14 protein-coding genes and 4 pseudogenes are annotated in these 19,607 nt (G+C 55.3%); 12 read left to right on the top strand and 6 right to left on the bottom strand.

The genetic code is table 11. The annotated features are described in order from the left end of the window. Positions 1–26: 26 nt before the first annotated feature. The 10 genes and pseudogenes from BCA33_RS09425 (at position 27) to BCA33_RS09390 (ending at position 10,339) form a co-directional block, all read left to right on the top strand. The gene (locus tag BCA33_RS09425; protein ID WP_071265269.1) at positions 27–527 is read left to right on the top strand and encodes a TRAP transporter small permease; all 501 of its coding nucleotides are present in this window, start codon (positions 27–29) and stop codon (positions 525–527) included. Next, positions 520–1,799 (top strand): annotated as a pseudogene (locus BCA33_RS09420) (TRAP transporter large permease). Before BCA33_RS09425 ends, BCA33_RS09420 begins: the two are co-directional and overlap by 8 nt. A gap of 36 nt (positions 1,800–1,835) precedes the next feature. After that, positions 1,836–2,720 carry an amidohydrolase family protein gene (locus tag BCA33_RS09415; protein WP_071265267.1) on the top strand — a complete coding sequence of 295 codons (885 nt, stop codon included), beginning with the start codon at positions 1,836–1,838 and terminating at the stop codon, positions 2,718–2,720. Positions 2,721–2,821: 101 nt separating this feature from the next. Continuing rightward, positions 2,822–3,514 (top strand): hypothetical protein, encoded by a 693-nt coding sequence (locus BCA33_RS21690; protein WP_254774303.1) that lies wholly within the window; start codon positions 2,822–2,824, stop codon positions 3,512–3,514. 77 nt (positions 3,515–3,591) lie between these two features. Beyond that, positions 3,592–4,488 (top strand): hypothetical protein, encoded by an 897-nt coding sequence (locus BCA33_RS21685; protein ID WP_254774302.1) that lies wholly within the window; start codon positions 3,592–3,594, stop codon positions 4,486–4,488. Continuing rightward, entirely contained in the window at positions 4,485–4,808 is a 324-nt protein-coding gene (locus BCA33_RS21680) for a hypothetical protein (RefSeq protein WP_254774301.1), read from the top strand. Before BCA33_RS21685 ends, BCA33_RS21680 begins: the two co-directional genes overlap by 4 nt. Positions 4,809–4,953: 145 nt before the next feature. Then, the gene (locus BCA33_RS09405; RefSeq protein ID WP_083394701.1) at positions 4,954–6,312 is read left to right on the top strand and encodes an acetyl-CoA C-acetyltransferase; all 1,359 of its coding nucleotides are present in this window, start codon (positions 4,954–4,956) and stop codon (positions 6,310–6,312) included. Positions 6,313–6,332: 20 nt separating this feature from the next. Beyond that, positions 6,333–8,450, top strand: coding sequence for a 3-hydroxyacyl-CoA dehydrogenase NAD-binding domain-containing protein (locus tag BCA33_RS09400; RefSeq protein WP_071265265.1), 2,118 nt, complete (start codon positions 6,333–6,335; stop codon positions 8,448–8,450). Between the two features lie 55 nt (positions 8,451–8,505). After that, positions 8,506–9,492: a DUF6635 family protein gene (locus BCA33_RS09395; RefSeq protein WP_254774300.1), complete on the top strand. Its 987-nt coding sequence runs from the start codon at positions 8,506–8,508 to the stop codon at positions 9,490–9,492. A gap of 79 nt (positions 9,493–9,571) precedes the next feature. Beyond that, positions 9,572–10,339, top strand: coding sequence for an SDR family oxidoreductase (locus BCA33_RS09390; protein ID WP_071265261.1), 768 nt, complete (start codon positions 9,572–9,574; stop codon positions 10,337–10,339). Positions 10,340–10,462: 123 nt separating this feature from the next. Here the strand turns inward: BCA33_RS09390 and eutC are convergent, their stop codons facing one another. The 3 genes and pseudogenes from eutC to BCA33_RS09375 form a co-directional block, all read right to left on the bottom strand. Then, a complete protein-coding gene (gene eutC, locus BCA33_RS09385; protein ID WP_071265259.1) occupies positions 10,463–11,293 on the bottom strand; it encodes an ethanolamine ammonia-lyase subunit EutC in 831 nt (276 codons plus the stop codon). Beyond that, a pseudogene (locus BCA33_RS09380) lies at positions 11,286–12,696 on the bottom strand (ethanolamine ammonia-lyase subunit EutB). The gene eutC and the pseudogene BCA33_RS09380 overlap by 8 nt, the downstream one beginning before the upstream one ends. A gap of 392 nt (positions 12,697–13,088) precedes the next feature. Next, a complete protein-coding gene (locus BCA33_RS09375) occupies positions 13,089–13,637 on the bottom strand; it encodes a PRC-barrel domain-containing protein (RefSeq protein ID WP_071265257.1) in 549 nt (182 codons plus the stop codon). A gap of 230 nt (positions 13,638–13,867) precedes the next feature. Here BCA33_RS09375 and BCA33_RS09370 point away from each other — a divergent pair. Beyond that, a pseudogene (locus BCA33_RS09370) lies at positions 13,868–14,721 on the top strand (YihY/virulence factor BrkB family protein). Positions 14,722–14,781: 60 nt separating this feature from the next. Here BCA33_RS09370 and BCA33_RS09365 read toward each other — a convergent pair. From BCA33_RS09365 to BCA33_RS09355, 3 genes are all read right to left on the bottom strand, one after another. Beyond that, positions 14,782–16,410 (bottom strand): Ig-like domain-containing protein, encoded by a 1,629-nt coding sequence (locus tag BCA33_RS09365; RefSeq protein ID WP_175469745.1) that lies wholly within the window; start codon positions 16,408–16,410, stop codon positions 14,782–14,784. Positions 16,411–16,658: 248 nt separating this feature from the next. Beyond that, positions 16,659–18,422, bottom strand: coding sequence for a DEAD/DEAH box helicase (locus BCA33_RS09360; protein WP_071265253.1), 1,764 nt, complete (start codon positions 18,420–18,422; stop codon positions 16,659–16,661). Positions 18,423–18,440: 18 nt separating this feature from the next. Further along, positions 18,441–18,920, bottom strand: coding sequence for a peptidylprolyl isomerase (locus tag BCA33_RS09355; RefSeq protein WP_071265251.1), 480 nt, complete (start codon positions 18,918–18,920; stop codon positions 18,441–18,443). Between the two features lie 240 nt (positions 18,921–19,160). Between BCA33_RS09355 and BCA33_RS09350 the strand changes: the two are divergent. Beyond that, positions 19,161–19,607: pseudogene (locus BCA33_RS09350) on the top strand (MHYT domain-containing protein); the annotation flags it as partial.

The raw sequence follows: 19,607 nt of genomic DNA, 5'->3' as shown, positions 1-19,607 counted from the left end.
ATCGATCTTTGCGGGACATGTTATCAATGTATCGTTGTTTGGATACTGTAGGGAGCTGGGTAGTCAAAATTTCCCACCTTCTCGGGGCGCTTAGCGCCCTGATTATGTTGGGCAGCCTCCTCCTCGGCGTCTTTTACCGTTACGTACTTGACGCATCTTTAGCTTGGAGCGACGAGGTCGCTACCCTGGCTTTTATTTGGACCATCTTCCTGTTTGCAAGCGCTCTTGTCCGCGACTTCGGCCATGTCCGGGTCGCGCTTTTGCTGGACGCCCTTCCGCGTGTGGCCGCTGAACTCTTCGAGCGGGCCATCGTTATTTTAGTGTTAATCTTTGGCTATATCCTGCTCACGACTGGCTGGGATTATGCCGAGTTTACGGCGAACCGTGTGTCGGCGGCTGTCCGGTACCCGATGTGGCTGCAGACTGCAGCAATCCCCGTTTGCGGTGGGCTGATTGCCTTTCATGCGTTGGTTCTCTTGCTGCGCCCTTCGTGGATCAGGGATATGCCTGAGGTGAACAATGGGTGACATCGGCACGGTTATGATTGTCGGCCTCTTTGTTATGCTCATTCTCGGGGTCCCCATTGCCATTACCCTGGGCCTGCTCACAGCCGTCGGCGTTTGGATGGCGGACAGCAATCCCATGATCATGGCGCAACGCTTTCTCGCCGGTGGTTCAGTCTCCAGCCTTCTGGCTATACCCGGATTCATTCTTGCCGGCGAATTGATGAGCGCGGGCGGGCTCTCCCGCCGTCTTGTGCGAGTGGCATCGGTATTTTTTGGTCATCTGACCGGTGGACTCTCCATGTCTACTGTCGTGGCCGGCACGTTCTTTGGGGCAATTTCCGGTTCTGCGCCAGCGACTACCGCGGCAGTCGGCTCGATTATGATCGATGAGCTTGAAGCTAAGGGGTATAAACGGGGTTACGCCGCGGCACTGGCCACTGCAGTGGGACCGCTCGGTCAAATGATTCCACCGTCTATCCCAATGGTCGTTTGGGGCGTACTCGCAGAAGAATCCATTTCCAGGCTTTTTCTCGCCGGGATTATTCCCGGGCTTATTGCAGCGGCTGGTTTTTGTGTCGTCAGTGTTCTATACGCACGGCGTATGGGGATACCCAAGGAACATCGTGCAACCAAAGCAGACATTCTGTTTGCTCTGCGCGATGGGGCCTGGGCGTTGTTAGCGCCCGTGGTCATCCTTGGGGGTATCTACAGCGGGATCTTTACACCCACAGAAGCTGCGACTGCTGGGGCATTCTATAGTGCCCTGATAGGTCTGTTTTTTTACCGCGACCTACGTTTCAGGGAACTCCCCGCCATCCTGGTCAAGTCCATGCGCACAACTGCGGTCATCATGTTCATTATCGCTGTGGCCTATGGGTTCGCGTGGGTTATGGCCAGCGAACAGATCCCCGGGAGAATCACGGAAAGCTTGCTCACTCTGACCACTAATCCGTTTCTTCTGCTGTTGATCATCAATCTCATGTTGCTGGTCCTGGGCGCCGTGATGGATAACATCTCCGCCATGGTGATCCTCAGCACTGTATTGATTGGTCTGGGCCAACAGATTGGTCTGGATCCGATACAACTCGGCGCATGGTGGTTATTAACTTTGCGGTTGGAATGGTAACGCCTCCAGTTGGCTATTCCATTTTCGTGGCCTCCAGTATCAGCGGAATGCGAGTCGAGACTATAGCCCGCCATATCTGGCCGTTCCTTTTGGTACTCCTCGGCGTGGTTGGTCTGATTGCATATGTACCCGCCGTGACGCTCTGGCTTCCCGGTTTTTATGACTGACTATGACACTCATGACCAACAAGTGAGAAACCGACGATGATTGCGCCTTCTGATATACCAGCACCGGATCCAGCTCCCGGCCAGCCTGCTCAAAAGCTACCTGCTGGCGCCTGTGACACCCACGCTCATCTCTTTGGCCCCCAAGAACGCTACCCCTATCATCCAGATCGAAACTACACACCGCCCGATGCCAGCGAAACTGCTTACCGACACCTGTTAAAAACCCTTGGTTTTGATCGGGCGGTGTTAGTGCAACCAAGTGTCTATGGGACCGATAACAGCAGGATGCTAGACACCATATCCAGCATCACCGCTGACGATGAGCTGCAATGGCGGGGAATTGCCGTCGTCGACCGCCATGTCAGTGATGACGAATTACACTACATGCACAAAGTAGGGGTGCGTGGGATCCGAGTAAACATGGTGTTCCCGGGCGGAGTCACCTTTGATGACGTCAAAGCCCTCGCTGATCGCATTAAGCCGCTGAATTGGCATATTCAGTTTTTGGTTGATGTATCAAAGTTTGAGCGCCTTGCAGAACGACTAAACAATTTGCCGGTGCCCTCAGTGGTAGACCACATGGGCCATGTACCGGCCTCGTTCGGCATCAACCACCCAGGCTTTAAAGAGCTTCTGAGCCTACTAGCAGATGGACGAACCTGGGTAAAACTCACAGGCCCAAACCGCATCAGCGCTCTGGACCAGGCACCGTTCACAGATGTTGATCCTTTTTTCCTGTCGCTGCGCGCAGCGCGCGAAGACCGTTGCCTATTTGGCACAGACTGGCCGCACGTAAAGCTGCCAGGGGCCATGCCCAACGATGCCACTCTTGTTGATGAGTTTTTGAGGCTGGTACCTGACTCTTCTGGTCGTCAGGCTATCCTCGTAGCTAACCCCGATCGCCTGTATCAGTTCACCTAAAACAAAAGCGAATAGCCGAGTAAAATGTCTCCAAAGTTGCGATAGAGCAGGCAATCCGCTCAGGTTGACATATTCTAAGGTTAGCTAAAGGATAGGACGCTATGGCTAAAGCAAATCATGAATCTGAAAATCAAAGTAGCGGCGCGCCTGTTGAGTTTGTGAAGCCACTAGACGCGGCCCTCAACCGCCTTGCTGAACGCAATACTATTGAGGGTGTCTCGCCGGTATTCGAAGTGATCGATGCTGCACAGCCCCTGATGTTCAGCCCTGAGGGCCTGGAAGCGCTTTACGAACGCGTGCCCGCCATTGAGGCGGCCGGGTTCTTTGGTGGGAGCGATTGGGACTACCCCCAAACACTGGTGCCCTCACTGGCCGCACGCACGGTTCGCCACGGTGAACCGGCTGCAACAATGGTTGAAAGCCTGAGCCAGATTCGCCTTTTGGCGGTGGCAAAAGGCGATTACACCCACGCGTCTATCTCGGCGGAGCACGCCCATCACTTTCTCGCCCAGGTACTGGCGTTGAACCTCGACCTGGTGGTCGGTGATCTCCATGAGAGCGACCGACTGCGACCCGATAGGCTTGGCTACGCCGTTCAGAACCTGTATCGCTACCTGCTCAGGCATCTGGGCTACGACAACCTTCTGGAACACCTGGTGGCCGAAGTCTGGCGGATTCTGGCGCAGCGCCCGGTCCAGGTTGATGGTGTCAAACAGATGGTGACCCAAATAGCGGTCTGCATGGAAAAACCGGACGCCTGGATGGCGAAGTTAGCGACGACGCACTGCAGCTGATTAACGCCGTATTCAGCCCCACCGAGGGTTGCCGTGAAGATCCCGGCTTTAATGTCTACACTGAACGTCTGGCGGAAATGGACGATGCCACCCTGCTTCAAGAAGCCATCGCCTTTGCCCACGCCATGCACAGTACTGGCCTGGTATCGGCCTACATGCCGGTGTTCGTGCGCTACCTGCGCGGCCGCTGGAATGCTCTGATCCCCACGGCTTTGGGGCTCAGCTACACAGGTGCAGACGCGTTTAACTGCTACCCTGCGTTGATTCACACCCTGATTGACGAAGCTCTGTTTCCAGAGACCAGCCAGTGTGCCTATGGCCTGGCCATGATGCTTGAGCGGGGTATTCTCTACGCGCCTTCGGTGGCGCCTTCCCTGTGGCGCCAGATACGCCTATCGCTGTGCGATGCCGCGGCCGAGAAAATTGTGACCGTCTTTGGGAGCAGCCGTTCCCCCGAATGTTTTTTGCTCGCCGACGTGCTCAATGTGCTCGGGCGCCCACTAGGGATAGGACAGGGCAACTATCCCACCTGCCAGTCTACGCGCGCCCTCTCCATGTGGGCTTACAACATGCCGGCAGAGCTGCTTCGGATCCTTGCTTGGGCGGCGCGCGACGATGAAATCGTAATGCGCTTTGAAGGCAACAGTATTTCTTCGCGGGAACTTGGCACCGGGCTGGCGACCGAGCCGCCGGTGGATGTGGATGCAGTATCACTGCTGACCGTGCCGCACCTGGATCGCATCTATTTTGAAATGGGTCGACGCAGTATCGGGCGCGGAGAAGACCCTCACAAGTGGGTTAACGCTGAATTCCACGGCGATCATGTCGGCCACGGATTTCGCATAGCCGTGGATGTTTTCACGGGTAGTCTGAAAGACTTTGAAGGGTTTATTCGCGACTTTTATGCCGCCTATCACCCCTTTTACAATGGCAACATCCCGGTCATCAGCCCCAACCGGCCGGTATTGCGGTGACCGACAGCGCCACGCGCTTTCTTGGCTGGCACGCCATTACCATCCAGCGGCTTTCGCTGGATCCAGACGAGGTTATGCGGGTCTATTTTTTCAACCCCAACAACGACAGTGGGCAAAACTGGGGCCAGGGAATCGTCACCTCAACCCAGGGCCATGGCGAGCGTTTCGGTGAAGCGTCTTTGCCGGTGGCCGAGTTCGCCTCCAGGTTGTATGTATTTCACTATGACCCGCTGGAAAAGGGCGAGCCAAGCGATGTCCCAACCGATGAAGTCAATCGGGCAATGCAACTGGCCCAAGGCAGTTGGGCCTCGGGGCGATAGAAACCGGGCAACCCGCTTCAGTCATGGAATTTTTTGATTGCTGTAACTAATATTCATAGTAATAAGGAAAGCTCACCAGCAGTTCTTTCCTGATCAGATTCGCCGTACTTGCGAAATCGCCCGATCAGACAAAGGAGGAACATCAATGCCACGGAGATCTTCAAACTCAGAAACCGTTCAATCAACAAACCAGGCTTCCGGCACCGACAAGTCGGCCAGATCCCCCAGGCTTGTCTATATTGTCGATGGCGCCCGCACACCCTTCATTAAGGCCCGCGGCCAACCCGGTCCGTTCACACCCGTTGACCTAGCTGTCCAGTGCGGCCGCCCGCTGCTTTTGCGGCAGCCCATACCGGCAAGCGCCTTCGACCTGGTTATTCTTGGTTGCGTTAACGTACTCCCCGAAGAAATGAATCCAGCACGAGTGGCCGCCTTGCGTCTGGGCATGGGCGAGGCCATGCCGGCCTTTACTGTGCAGATCAATTGCGGGTCCGGTATGCAGTCGATTGATACCGCCTACAAATACATCCGTGACGGGCACAGTAATCTGATTCTGGCAGGCGGTGCGGAGGCGCTAAGCAAAGCACCAATGATGCTCACGGAAGACGCAGCGCGCTGGCTCGCCGGGCTGAATAGCGCCTCATCACCCCAGGACTATGCTCGCCAACTGGCTCAATTCAGCCCCAGCCAGTTCAAACCGGAAATCAGCCTGGCAAAGGGGCTGACCGATCCCATCGTAGGCCTGAGCATGGGGCAAACCGCCGAAGTGCTGGCACAGCAATTCAACATCACCCGCCAAGCCGCTGATGAGTATGCCGTCAGCAGCCACCAGCGACTGGCCAAAGCCCAGCGCGAAGGCTGGCTCGACGGCGAGGTTGTGCCTGCCGTTACATCCGACGGCACTCTCTATACGCAGGATGACGGTGTGCGAGCAGATACGTCCGTAGACGCCCTTGCCAAGCTCAAGCCAGCGTTCGAGCCGCCGTACGGCCAAGTCACGCCGGGGAACAGCTCCCAGATTACCGACGGCGCCTCTTGGTTGATTCTGGCATCGGAAGAAGCGGTTGAAAAATATGGGCTGGAACCACTCGCCATAATCAAAGACAGCGAATGGTCAGCGCTGGACCCAAAAATCATGGGACTTGGCCCAACCCTGAGTGCCACCGAAATCCTCAAGCGCCATAACTCCGGTCTGAACGATATAGACCTCTGGGAGATCAACGAAGCTTTTGCGGCACAGGTTCTGGCCTGCACGTCAGCCTGGGAAGACCCTGAGTTCTGCCGCGTCGCACTGGGGCTGGACGAACCCATGGGGTGTCTCGATCCCGAACGCCTGAATGTCGATGGTGGCGCTATCGCCCTGGGTCACCCGGTTGGCACCAGCGGCAACCGGATTGTGCTCCACCTGGTAAACGCGCTGCGCCGAAAGAAGTTAAAGCGCGGTATCGCAACCGAATGCATTGGCGGTGGCCAATCAGGCGCCATTTTGATCGAAACGGTCTAACAGCTTTAAGGAGGAAAACCATGACCGGTCATATTCTCAAAGCACTAAGCGCCCGTGAAATGGCGCTGGGACCATTCAGCACCAATGAGCAATCAAGCAACCAAGCCAGCCACGGGAACAACTGGAAACACTGGCGCCTGGGCTGCGACAACAACGATGTCGCCTGGCTTCTTTTTGACAAGCATGAGGCGAGCGTTAACGTGCTCTCGGCCGATGTTCTGGAAGAGCTTGATTCGATTGTCAGCGATCTCGAAAACGACCCACCCAAAGCCCTCGCCCTTCGCTCCATTAAATCATCCGGTTTTTGCATGGGCGCCGATATTTCCGAGTTCAAAGAGTTGCAATCGGAAGAGGAGGCGATCAAAAAGCTCTCCCGCGCCCACGAGGTGGTCGACCGCTTTGAAGCATTGCCATTTACCAAAATCGCCGTGATCCACGGTGCCTGCCTGGGCGGTGGTCTGGAGATGGCACTGTGTTGCGACCACCGGCTGGCCATTGCCGGAGCCAAACTGGGTTTCCCGGAGGTGCAACTTGGCCTGCATCCAGGCCTTGGAGGGACGGACCGCCTCACCCACCTGATTGACCCCATTGAAGCCATGACCATGATGCTGACTGGCAAAAACACCCATGACAGCAAGGCTAAAAAGCTAGGACTTGTGGATGACGTGATTCAGGAGCGCCACGTGGAGGCGGCAATTCGCGCTGCCGCTCAGGGTGACCTAAAACACAACGGCAACGGCCTTCGTGAGCGCCTGCTGAGCACCCGCCCGGCGCGGCAGATCCAAGCCCGTCAGATGCGCGCAAAGACCTTCAGTAAAGCGCCCCCAGAGCACTACCCTGCTCCCAAGGCCTTGATCGATCTGTGGGAGACTCACGGCGGCCATGGCAAAGCCATGCGCAAGGCGGAACTCAAGTCCTTCGCTCAGCTGCTGAATACGGACGCCTCCCGCAACCTTGTGCGCGTGTTCTTTCTTCGGGAGAAAATGAAAGGCATCACCCGGGCCGATGTGGAACCGATCCACCACGTTCATGTAATCGGGGCCGGTGAAATGGGGGGAGACATCGCTGGCTGGTGTGCTTTCCAGGGTTTGAAAGTCACCCTTTTCGATATGGAGCCGGAGAAAATTGCCCAGGCCGTGGCGAAACTGTCGAAGCTGTGCGAGAAGAAGCATCGCTCCCGATCAGAAACCCGCGATATTCTGGATAATATGATCCCGGATTTCCAGAACCACGGCGTCAGCCAGGCGGACCTTGTCATTGAAGCCGTCCCCGAGAAAAAGGACATCAAACACAAGGTCTATGCCGAAGCAGAACCCAAACTGAAAGAAAACGCTATCCTGGCGACCAATACGTCCAGTATTCCACTTGAAAGTCTGCAGGAAGGACTGAAAAACCCCGAACGACTGGTTGGCCTGCACTTCTTTAACCCGGTGGCCAGCATGCCGCTGGTGGAGGTGGTCACACACGATGCCATCTCAGAGACTACCTATAATCGGGCCAGAGCCTTTGTCGGCCAGACCAACCGCTTGCCAGCGCCTGTTGCCACCGCCCCGGGCTTTCTGGTTAATCGGGCGTTGACGCCGTATCTGGTCGAAGCTATCACCATGCTGGATGAAGGTATTCAGGCGGAAACCATCGACAAGTTAGCGGAGGACTTCGGCATGCCAATGGGGCCCATCGAGCTGGCAGACCAGGTCGGGCTCGATATTTGTATCAGTGTGTCTGACATGCTTAGGGAGCGCCTGGATACCAACATGCCGGATTCCCCGAAATGGCTGACAGATTTAGTGGAAGAGGGGAAGTTGGGCAAGAAATCTGGCGAAGGCCTGTACCAATGGAAAGACGGCAAAGCCGTTAAGAAGGACGAAACGACCTCAGCGCCTGACGATGCCCTGGATCGCCTGCTTTTACCCATGCTGAACGCCTGTATGGCCTGCATTCGCGAGAAGGTTGTTGCCGATGAAGACATGGCCGACGGGGCCATGGTTTTCGGCACCGGTTTTGCGCCTTTCCGTGGCGGGCCAATGAAGTATGCCCATGACCGTGGGTTTGATAACATCCGGCAACAACTGGTTAGCCTGGCCGACCGATATGGCCAGCGGTTCCAACCGGACGCGGGTTGGCCGGTGAGGCCGTAAAAATAAATCTGTCCCGATTTTTGCTCAATTGCGGTTTAATGCGCGAGACACTCATTTGCCTGTAAATACGCCTATCACTATGCCCCTTGCCACATCGCCTGAGCAAAACGTATCCGAAGCTGAGATAGAGCAGGCAATCCGCTCAGGCATCGAGCGCTACTTTGACGACTGTCGGGCGCGGGTACCGGCGTTTATTGACCGTCATTTTCATTATCCCGGTGCCATAGCGACCAACCGGATGGCGCTGGGATGGGACATGTTGCGGGCCCCCATCAACCTGCTGTGGGCGCCGGTGTACGCGCTGGCATGCCTGATAAAAATTCTGGCCCCCAAACGTACAGGCCTGAAGTGGCTACACAGTGTGGCAAATCGTCTACCCGCCGGTTTTACGACACGGGTACAACAACACATCTCGCACCTTATCCTGGTGGATCTGCTGAATGATGGCCAGGCATACCCAATACTGGAGAACTATCTGATTGAGGCGCTGGAGGCGGTCTATGAGCGCCATACCTCAAAGCCGGTCGATCACCAGCGGTTTAGCAAACTGACTGAACCGCTGGTCGCCGACGCGCTCAGTCAGTACCGGATAACCCGAACAGCGTCTGCCGACATCACCAACAGTATTTCCTGCACGGTGCTGGGGGCGTTCGCGTTCCAGAAGTTTACTCCGGGTGGTATTGGGCTTGGGGTGGTGCTCGCCTCCATGGTCGCAACGACCCTGGCCGCTCAGGACTTTATCCTGGGTGAAACCATCGGCGGGTGGTATTACAGCTGGTTTCCACCGGAGCCTTCGCTGGCGACAACGGCCAGCGTGATGGTTGCTGTTATGGCCACACTGGCGGCGTTTGCGGCCTTATCTGGTGTTATTTTCGATCCCGTTCAGGCGGCGGTTGGCCTGCATCGTCGGCGCCTGCACAAGCTACTGGACCACCTGCAGCGAGACGTGACACTCAGCACCCAAAGCAGCTTTCGCCCGAAAGACCAGTTTGTGGCGCGGATTCTGGACACCTTCGATATGATCAAATCAGGTTTGCTTTAATTAACGAGGCTTTAATTAGCCGGGCCTTAAAACAGACCCCACCCCATTTCCATTTTCTGATCACAAAGAGGCAATACCCATGACACAGCAACTCCCGGTCATACTCATAACCGGCGGTGCCCAAGGCATCGGCAAGGGCATTGCCGCCTATTTCCTGAACAAGGGCTGGCGAGTTGTGGTCTTGGATAGAGATGCAGAAGCCATCAAGGCATGCAGACAGGATTTCGACAATCCCGGCAACCTGCTGCTGATCGAAACGGATGTGTCCCGCGAGCCCGAAGTGGCTTCCGCCGTGGCCGAGGCAGTGAAATGGGGTGAGCGGTTAGACGCAATGGTCAGTAATGCGGGAATCGCGGATCCGGAAACCGGCCCAATAGAGTTGCTTGAGCTTGCCCAGTGGCAACGGCGAATCGACGTCAACCTGACCGGCGCCTTCCTGATGGCAAAGCATACTGTGCCGCACCTACGCCAGAGCCGAGGCAGCATAGTCAACATGGCCTCCACCCGCGCTCTGCAGTCCGAGCCCCATAGCGAGGCTTACGCCGCCAGCAAGGGTGGCCTGATCGCCCTGACCCACGCTTTGGCCATGAGCCTGGGCCCCGATGTGCGGGCCAACAGCATAAGCCCGGGCTGGATAGATGTCAGTGCCTGGCAGGCTCATGCGCCCTCTGAGCCGCAGCCGCTGTCGGATTCCGATCACAATCAGCATCCCAGCGGTCGCGTCGGCACACCCAACGACGTAGCGGCCATGGTCGCCTACCTGGTCTCGCCCGAAGCCGGCTTTGTGACCGGCCAGAACTTCGTGATCGACGGCGGCATGACTCGCAAGATGATTTATGAGGAATAGGCCATTGGGTTTTCGTCAACCCCTATCAGCACCCAGTCCGCCGCTCCTTTCTTTAGCTGGCGTTTGGCCGAGTAGTCCTAGTCTACATTGCTCGTCATCTGTGTTCTCCGGCTACGCTCCTCATCAATCCGTCAGGAAGTTTTTGTTATTCGCCGTTTTTTCGATCACAACCTCTTGTGTTCGATCTTTAAGACTGACTCCCGATATCCCGAGCCGTCTTGCTTCACGCATCAGATAGAGGAGGCGCTGGCTGGCATGTTCAAAACTCAAACCCGCGGGCCGCACATTCGAGATGCAATTGCGGCGCGCATCGCTCAAACCACTTTTCGGCCCCCAGGAAAGATAAATCCCCAGGCTGTCGGGTGAGCTGAGGCCGGGGCGCTCACCGATCAGCACAACCACCACGCTGGCTCCCAGGCATTCACCGATCTCGTCACCGATAGCCACCCTTCCCTGTTCGACAATGATCAGGGGCGCCAACAGCCAATCTCCAGCTTCTTCCTCTAGATCCCTGAGAAACTGCGTGACCATGGGCACTGCGTTGTTCTGGATGGCGGATGAAGACAAGCCATCAACAATCACGATGGCCACACTTGGCTCACCCGAATCACCCCTGCAGAGCCCGGCAAGGCACTCCAAAGATTCCTGGGACAGACTCCGGCCGAGATCCGGCCGCTGAAGGTAGGTCAGCCGGTCTTCCGCCTGGCTTTTCAGCAACAACGGAGACTGGCCCGGTAATGCAGCACTAGATTCGCCCAGGTCTTTCAACAGGCGTTTCACATCCAGGGGAAAGTGGACAGCATCTCTTGCCTGGGCATGGGCGAGCTGAAACTTGAGCAATTCATGGGTGGGCAGGCTGATACCGGCCCGGCCCAAGCCAATTCTGGCGTCCGTGAACTGGCGCAATACCCGCCAGACATTCTCGGTTACCAGCGATTTTTTTTGCTTACTCATGCCCCGCCTCCCGGGTCAGCCCTTTCAATGGCCCCCTGAACAGGTCCGGTAACTCCCTGCTTGGCTTATAGCTCGCTGCACTCTCGAAAATCTGCATGCGAACAAGCCAATCCTCAAACTCGGGTGCCGGCTTCAGGTCAAGGACCTGCGTGCATACAGGGCGTCGTGGAAGGACGTGGTCTGGTAATTCAACATGATGTCATCGGAGCCGGGAATACCCATGATGAACGTGCAACCGGCAACCCCCAACAGGGTAAGCAGGTTGTCCATATCGTTCTGGTCGGCTTCGGCGTGGTTGGTGTAACAGATGTCGCAGCCCATGGGCACGCCGAGCAACTTTCCACAAAAGTGGTCCTCCAGTCCCGCCCGGATAATTTCTTTGCCGTCATACAGGTATTCAGGGCCGATGAAGCCAACCACGGTGTTCACCAGCAAGGGGTCGAAATGCCGTGCCACAGCATAGGCCCTGGCCTCACAGGTCTGCTGATCGATACCATGATGGGCGTTTGCCGATAGCGAGCTGCCCTGCCCGGTCTCAAAATACATCACGTTGTTGCCGACCGTACCCCGCTTCAGTGACAGGGCCGCATCCTGCGCCTCCTGCAGTGTCGACAGACTGAAACCAAAGCTGCTGTTGGTGGCCTCCGTACCCCCGATGGACTGGAACACCAGGTCCACAGGCGCACCCTGCTCTATCGCTTCAAGGGTATTGGTGACGTGGGTGAGCACACAGGACTGGGTGGGAATGTCGTATTTCCGAATAACATCATCCATCAAGCCCATCAGTTTGATGGCCTGGCTGACGTTGTCCGTCGCCGGATTGATGCCGATCACCGCATCGCCGTTTCCGTAGAGCAGGCCGTCCAGGAGGCTTGCGGCGATGCCCGATATATTATCGGTCGGATGGTTCGGCTGAAGGCGGGTGGAGAGATGGCCAGGCAGGCCGATGGTGTTTCGGAAGGCCGTTGTCACCCGGCATTTTTTTGCCACCAGGATGAGGTCCTGATTGCGCATCAGCTTGCTGACAGCAGCCACCATTTCCGGTGTCAGACCGCTGCGGAGCTTTCCCAGGGCGGCCGGCGTGGCATCATCGCCCAGCAGCCAGTTCCGAAAGTCCCCCACCGTGAGATGAGAAACCGGTGCAAACGCGGCCAGATCGTGTGTATCCAGTATCAGGCGGGTCACTTCATCCTGCTCATAGGGAACCAGCGCCTCCGAAAGAAACGCCCGCAGCGGCAATTCGGCAAGGCGCATCTGGCAACGACGCGCTCTTCCGCCGACTCTGCGATGACTCCGGCGAGCCGGTCGCCGGAGCGCGCGGGAGTGGCTTTCGCCAACAGGTCAGCCAGACTCCTGAAGTGCCAGGTACGCGCCCCCAATGTATAGGTGTACTTGTAATCCATGTGCTTTCTCGCCCCTCGACAGGGTTCCCCCGGAACACTCACCAGATCCGGGGGAACGGATATTGCTATCCATTCCACTGTAATCCTTCTGTCACAGCTGAGTTATCGGAAAATGGCCAATATCAAGGTGGAGCTACTCTCTGTGGAGAAGCCCAACCCAAAAGTTGCGCCTAGCTATGCCCATCGAAAAGCCGTGGAGGAAAAGATCAAGGCCTCCATAAATACTGTCGACGACGCGCAATCCGTGTCGGATATTGCGGCGTTCAGTGGCTTTTATCATCACAGCCAGTTTTCCGCCCTCTGCAAGCAGTTATTTGGCGAGTGTCCATCAGAGCCAATGAACCGTTTCTCCGGGCGGTTCGAGAAGTTGAGGTGCCATGAGAGACACAGCACTAGTTGTTGTTGGTTGCTTCTTTTGCTTTGTCGCCCATGCTATCGACACCCTCACGCACGTTGTGCCATGCCGAAGACGTTGCTTCCTTGGTGCTCTCCCAGGCGCTTTGGCTGGTATCTTTCGTATTCTCCCAGGCCTGACTGAGGCTTTCTTTGGTCTGGTTCCACCATCCCTCGTTGTATTCCGGAAGCGCCTTTACAGCATCCTGAGTGGCTTCCATATGCACTTCGTAGTCAATATCATCAAAGGCCTCGTTGTCGTCCTCCAACTCCACCCTGACGGTAAAAGTTCCACGCTCGGCTACTACCTCGCGGCCCCCCAAACCCAGTACTGAACCCGTTTCGATGATCAGCGAATGAATCGACATATCGTCGCTTAACAGGATGTCCTCTACTTCACCAATTTCCTGGCCATCAGCATCATAGACATCGGCATCCAGGAGTGCTTCGACCGAATACAAGCCCTCCGTCGCGGCCGCAGAAAAGCTTAAAACCATACTCCCTGCCAATAGGGGAACGCTCAATTTCCGAATCAGTTGAGTGCGCATTGTGTTCTCCTTTTCGTTGCATCGGGTTGATTCCATTTTTTCTCATCACAGCACTAGCCTCTAATGATCGGAGCATAGCTCCGGGCCACGGTCAATCACATGTCCCAACTTTAACGCAGTGTCGCTTTCTGCCAGCTATAACTTGGTAACGCATAGGAGCGAACCCACCGGCGATTTCTCGGTTTCTTTATGATGAAGGAAAGTTTCACAATCTGTGTCAGGATTAACCCATGACAGACACAACCGACAGTAAGCAGCCACACTTAGGCTCTACCCGGCAGTTTCTTCAATTCGCGCACCGGGTTTTACGCAATTTTCTGCGCAATCATGGGGTGTTGCTGGCGGGCGGTGTTGGTTATAACGTGCTGCTATCGGCGGTGCCGATGCTTGCCCTGCTGGCGGTATTGCTTACCCGACTGGTGAACGAAGAGCAACTGCTGGAGGTCATGGCAGTGCAGGCACAGCATTTTGCCCCGGCCCATGCCAGCCTGCTACTTGATGCGGTTCGAGCTTTTATGGAGTCCAGAGACATCATCGGTATTGTCGGCCTGCCGGTGATGCTATTTTTCAGCTCCTTCGCTTTCCGTATGCTGGAAGATTCCATTGCGATCATCTTCCACCGGCCCGACAACCCCCATCGCAGTTTCTGGGTGTCTGCCGTGCTGCCCTATCTTTTTATCCTGATACTGGGCGCCGGTCTGCTAGCCCTGACCCTGCTGTTCAGCCTGATCAACGCACTTTACGAAGCCCCGGGCCTGATTCTGTACTTGATCAGTTTTGTTGGCGTATTTATTCTGTTCAGCGCCATCTACAAGGTTCTGCCATTGTGCGAGTCTCCTCCCGACGGGCGCTGGTGGGTGGCCTGGTTGCGGCCGTTCTCTGGGAAGCTACCCGCTTGCTGTTGATGTACTACTTTCTCAATATATCCTTCGTTAATGCAATTTATGGCTCCCTGGCCACAATCATTGTGATACTGATCAGCCTGGAAATTGCGTCCATTATCCTGCTGCTCGGCGCCCAGGTAATCGCGGAACTTGAACGGAGCGAGCGGCTGGGCCTGTCCTGGCATGTCTCCCCGGATTGAACCGAGTGCAGGCATGATGGTCTCGAGATCTTGACCGGGTTCTGAGCAATACCGCCGTCTCTAGTCGAAACGGTTGCTATAAATATAGGAATCTGAATTCAAGGACTGCACCCAATACGCTGTCCCGACACCGGCAGAATCAACCGCTATCTGAACCAGGTTTTTGGGCACGGATTTATCTGATGAAATGGTTTCAGGTGCCTTCCAGCCGCTATCTACTGCGTAGCGGGCAGCGCGAACTTCAAGCTCACCATTCACGTCACGCTCCCACACCGCCAAAGCATTGCCATCCACATCAAGCGCCAACCGGGGAGACTTCACGCTGTCGCTATCACCCGCACTGATGTTTTCAGGCTGGCTCCAGCTATCGCTTTGTTGCGAATAGCGACTGGCACGATTCCGGTCGCTCATGCCATTATTCTTACGCCACACCACAAGCGCGTCGCCCTTCGGTGTTACCGCAATCTGCGGGCCCCTGGAAGCACCTTCGTCGTCCGACTCAATCATCCGAGCGGTTCCCCACTCCTCGCCTACCGAATAGCGATTAGCCCATATATTTGGCGTTGGCCCTGACGGCTGGTTCCAGACCACAATAGCATTGCCTTCGTCATCCGCTCCGATCTGCGGTTCAGAAGCGCAGAGCCCCGGGCCAACAATCTCGGCGTCAGTCCAGTCGCCGCCACCAGGTGCATAACGGCTGGCCTGGATAGCACAGACGCTAGAGCTGCTCTCCTGCACCCACGTGGCAAAGGCGCTTCCATCGGCGGTTATCGTGAACTGTGTGTGAAGCAGTTTAAGCGATCCATTGGACGCTATGGGGGTCTCGCCACTCCAACTGTCGCTTTGCTTGGTATAACGGTTGGCCAGAACCTGATAGGTACCAGGAGGGCCATAGTTTTTCCCAGCGCGAATGACCAGTGCATTGCCCTGCTCATCAAACCCAAGCAGGGCTTTCTCATTTTGTTGTGACAAGCCAAGGTATATCGGGGCGGTACCAATTGTTACTGCCTCACCCCAGCCCTCGTCCTTTGTATAACGGTTAGCGCTGAGCGAATACGATCCATTGTTGACGTAAGTCTGCCAGATCGCGATAGCATTGCCTTCGTTATCGATGGCAATCTGCGGATATCGCTTAACTGCGGAAAAACCGCCGCCATCAAGATTGACGGAAGAACTCCAGCCCTCCTCTGGCGTATAGTGGCTACTGACAGGATTTCCATTAGCCGTAGCCCAGACGGCGAACGCCTGGCCATCGTTGCCTGTCGCCACTTGAACATCAGTATTCGTTTCCTGGATGTTGAACGACGTCGCCGTTTCATCCCAGCCCCCATCACGCACGGTAAATGACGACATCACCGGGGAAGACAGCGCATTACCGGATAAATTCGCGATGGAAGCATCCAGCGTGAACTGGTAATGACCCAAGAGGCCAAGCCTGGAGTCAGGCGTCAGTGTTACGACATTGCTGGCACCATCAAACGTTACACCAGCAGGTACGTCATTGCCGTTTCGGGATAGGCGAACGGTACGCTCACTAATACTGGTGCCCAACATATCTTCGGCGAAAGCAGCAGTAACTGTGGTGTCCGGGCTGACGCCGGCGGCGCTGTCAGCAGGCATTACACTGCTGACTTGCGGGCTCTCCGACGACGCTGTGCCGCCACTATTGTTGTCGTTACAACCGGACAATAAAAATAATCCTGTCACCAGACAAAAAGACTTTAAAAACAGTGGCCGATAATCGGACATAAATATTCTATTCCTTTTGATCCTGAGATCAGGAGTTAGGTACAGCCCCTATCAAGCAGGAGCTTGAGCGACTGAGAACGCTCTTTCGGCAAGCGAATCCAGACTGTAGAGAGGAAGGACACGTGGGACAATTCAATTAGGTAACGAAATAGAAAGGTTGTGTTAAAAACGGCGGTCTGCCCCGGTTTTTACTGCGCCTTACGATAGCTACCCTGATAATCAAAGATCCGTTCCTGCACCTGCCAGTAGTGCTTTTGTTTGCGGGCAATGACAAAATCCGGTGCTGGCAGCAAGGCTTGCACCTCAAGCACCTCTTCAATTCTGCTGAACGCTTGCGGGGCCTGGCCATTCGCCAAACGACGCCCGAACAATTTGTTGAAGACGTTGCGCTGTGCCGGCTTGCTGAAATCAAACGACTCGTTAAGCTCTTCCCCATCTTCACCGTGATAGGTGATTCTCAGTTTGCTGCCCGTGCCACTCATGGTGATTCCAGCGCAACGGATTACCATGGCATCTTTCAGTTTCAGGGCATCTTTTAGCTGATCATCGGGATCGATAATGGCTTTTTTACACTGGTGACAATTACGGGCGGCGATATCATTCTCGGCACTGCAGTGTGGGCATTCCTTGAAACGAAAACGGTAATCGCACTGTTCCCGGCGTCCGCTCTGCGCTCCAGGCTCACCCTCTTCAGCAGGCTCCAGCAGCCCCTGACAACGGCGACCATAGTGCTCGATCACATGACCTTCATCGTCTGTTTTGCCCCAGAATATGTTGGCAAAACCACAGCCTGGGCAGAATACCTGCACCGGCTCGCTATCGGGGTCCGGTTTCTTCTCCCCAACTTCCGGGTGATGCAGATTCACACGGTTACCCGCGTAATCGACCACCAGGCAATCCTCTTTCCCTTCGTCCAGACGAAGACCGCGACCCACGATCTGCTGATACAAACTCACCGACTGGGTGGGGCGAAGAATGGCGATAAAATCCACATGGGGTGCATCAAAGCCGGTGGTGAGTACGGATACATTCACCAGATACTTTAACTGCCGCTGTTTGAAGCGATGAATCAGCGTATCCCGTTCATTCTGATCGGTCGCGCCAGTAATCAGCGCTGTTTGCTGTTCCGGCAGATAACCGGTGATTTCCTTCGCATGATCCACCGTTGCCGCAAAGATCATCACCGCCTTCCGCTCAACGGCCAACTCCATCACCTGCTCGATAATGGCGCGGGTTACACGCTGGTGTTTGGCCAACAGCTGATTAACGTCTTTTTCAGCGTATTCGCCAAATCGGTTCTGAGACAACGTAGAGAAATCGTATTGCGACACCGCTGCATCAACTAACTCGGGTTTGGTGAGATACCCCCGGTTAATCATATAGCTCAATGGCAGTTCATAGATGCAATGCGCAAAGGGCTTATCTTCTTCACTGCGAACAAAGCCCCGGTAGTGATAGCGATAGATCCAGCCCATAGCCAAACGATAGGGCGTGGCAGTTAGCCCGAGCACTTTAAGGGCGTCATTCTGCTGCCTTAGCAACTCGATGATCCTTTGATACTGACTGCTGTCATCATCACTGACCCGATGGCACTCATCGATGATGATCAGCGAGTATTCATCCCTGAACTGATCCAGATTGGCCGATACAGACTGCACACTGGCGAAGGTTACCTGATACCGGTTTTCCTTTTGCTTTAACCCCGCAGAGAAGATGCCGGCCGTTAACCCATAACTCTGGTATTTGGCGTGATTCTGCTCAACAAGTTCTTTTACGTGGGTCAGCACCAGAATTTTCCGCCGGGCAAGTCGGGCCAACTCGGCAATGACCAGGCTTTTACCCGCACCGGTTGGCAACACAATAACGGCAGACTCATCCGATTTGCGAAAGTGTTTCAGCGTGGCATCAACGGCTTCTTGTTGAAAAGGCCTAAGCGTAAAAGGAGCATTCATTCTGCAGGGCTTAATCGTTCAATGATGCCCACCCGGCCCATGCGCGTGGCCGTGCGATATTTCTTCCGGACTGGCAGCGCGTACTTCGATAATTTCAACATCGAAGGTCAGGGTTTTACCGGCCATCGGATGGTTGGTGTCCACATCGGCAAACTTGAGGCCGACTTTGGCAACGATCACATGGCGCGGGCCCTGCTCGGTTTGCAGCTGGGCGATCATGCCTGGCTTCCAGCGTTTGGCTCCCATCAAATGCTTGATCGGCACGCGCTGCATAGCATCGGCCTTGCGCGGACCATAGCCTTTTTCGGAAGTGACGGTGACACTGAAGTTTTCGCCGGCGTCGCGACCTTCCAGGGCTTCTTCCAGGCCCCGGATAATGCCGCCGTGGCCATGCAGGTAAGCGTTCGGCTCGCCGCTACGGGAGTTCTCAACGGCGTTGCCTTGGTCATCACTGACACTGTAGTGAAACAAGACAACTTGATTCTTTTCGATTGGCATAGGGTTCTCTGCAATGGTTTGAGGTACGCCATTATAACCAGCGGCGGCGTTGCGCGCTCAAATAGTAGGAACTGATCCACCTGAAATGTCATTTCAAAAAAACTTTCTTCACGCAATAAAACATATTTGCACTACCTAACCATGAATTCCCTGTAATAAAATAACCTCTTTAAAGTAGTGGTGAACAAACGAATTTTCATCGTGTCCCCGGACCACCACCTCACATAAAATAGGTTTTCGATGTTAGAAAGCAGTTACAACGAAGTTTTGGTTGCCTGCTCCATCATAGTTGCCATTCTTGCATCCTACACGGCTCTGAACATGGCCAGCCGCGTATCCAGCGCCTCGGGCAGAACGGCTGTACTGTGGCTGGCTGGCGGTTCTTTCGCCATGGGGTTTGGCATCTGGTCGATGCATTTTGTCGGCATGCTGGCCTTTAGCCTTCCCATTGATCTGGGCTACAACATTCCCCTGACCCTGCTTTCGTTGCTCATTGCCATCGCCTCCTCAGCACTCGCACTTTATCTGGTGTGCCAAGACAAGTTGCCTTTCGGGCGACTGTTATCGGGCGGCATTCTGATGGGGCTGGGCATTGCTTCCATGCACTATACCGGCATGGAGCAATGCTCATGAATCCGTACATTTTTTATGTACCTGGTTGGTTGTGCTATCCATCATTATCGCCAT

This window comes from Marinobacter sp. AC-23, from assembly GCF_001858325.1.
GTDB lineage: Bacteria > Pseudomonadota > Gammaproteobacteria > Pseudomonadales > Oleiphilaceae > Marinobacter.
This window is presented reverse-complemented; position numbering and strand designations above follow the sequence as displayed.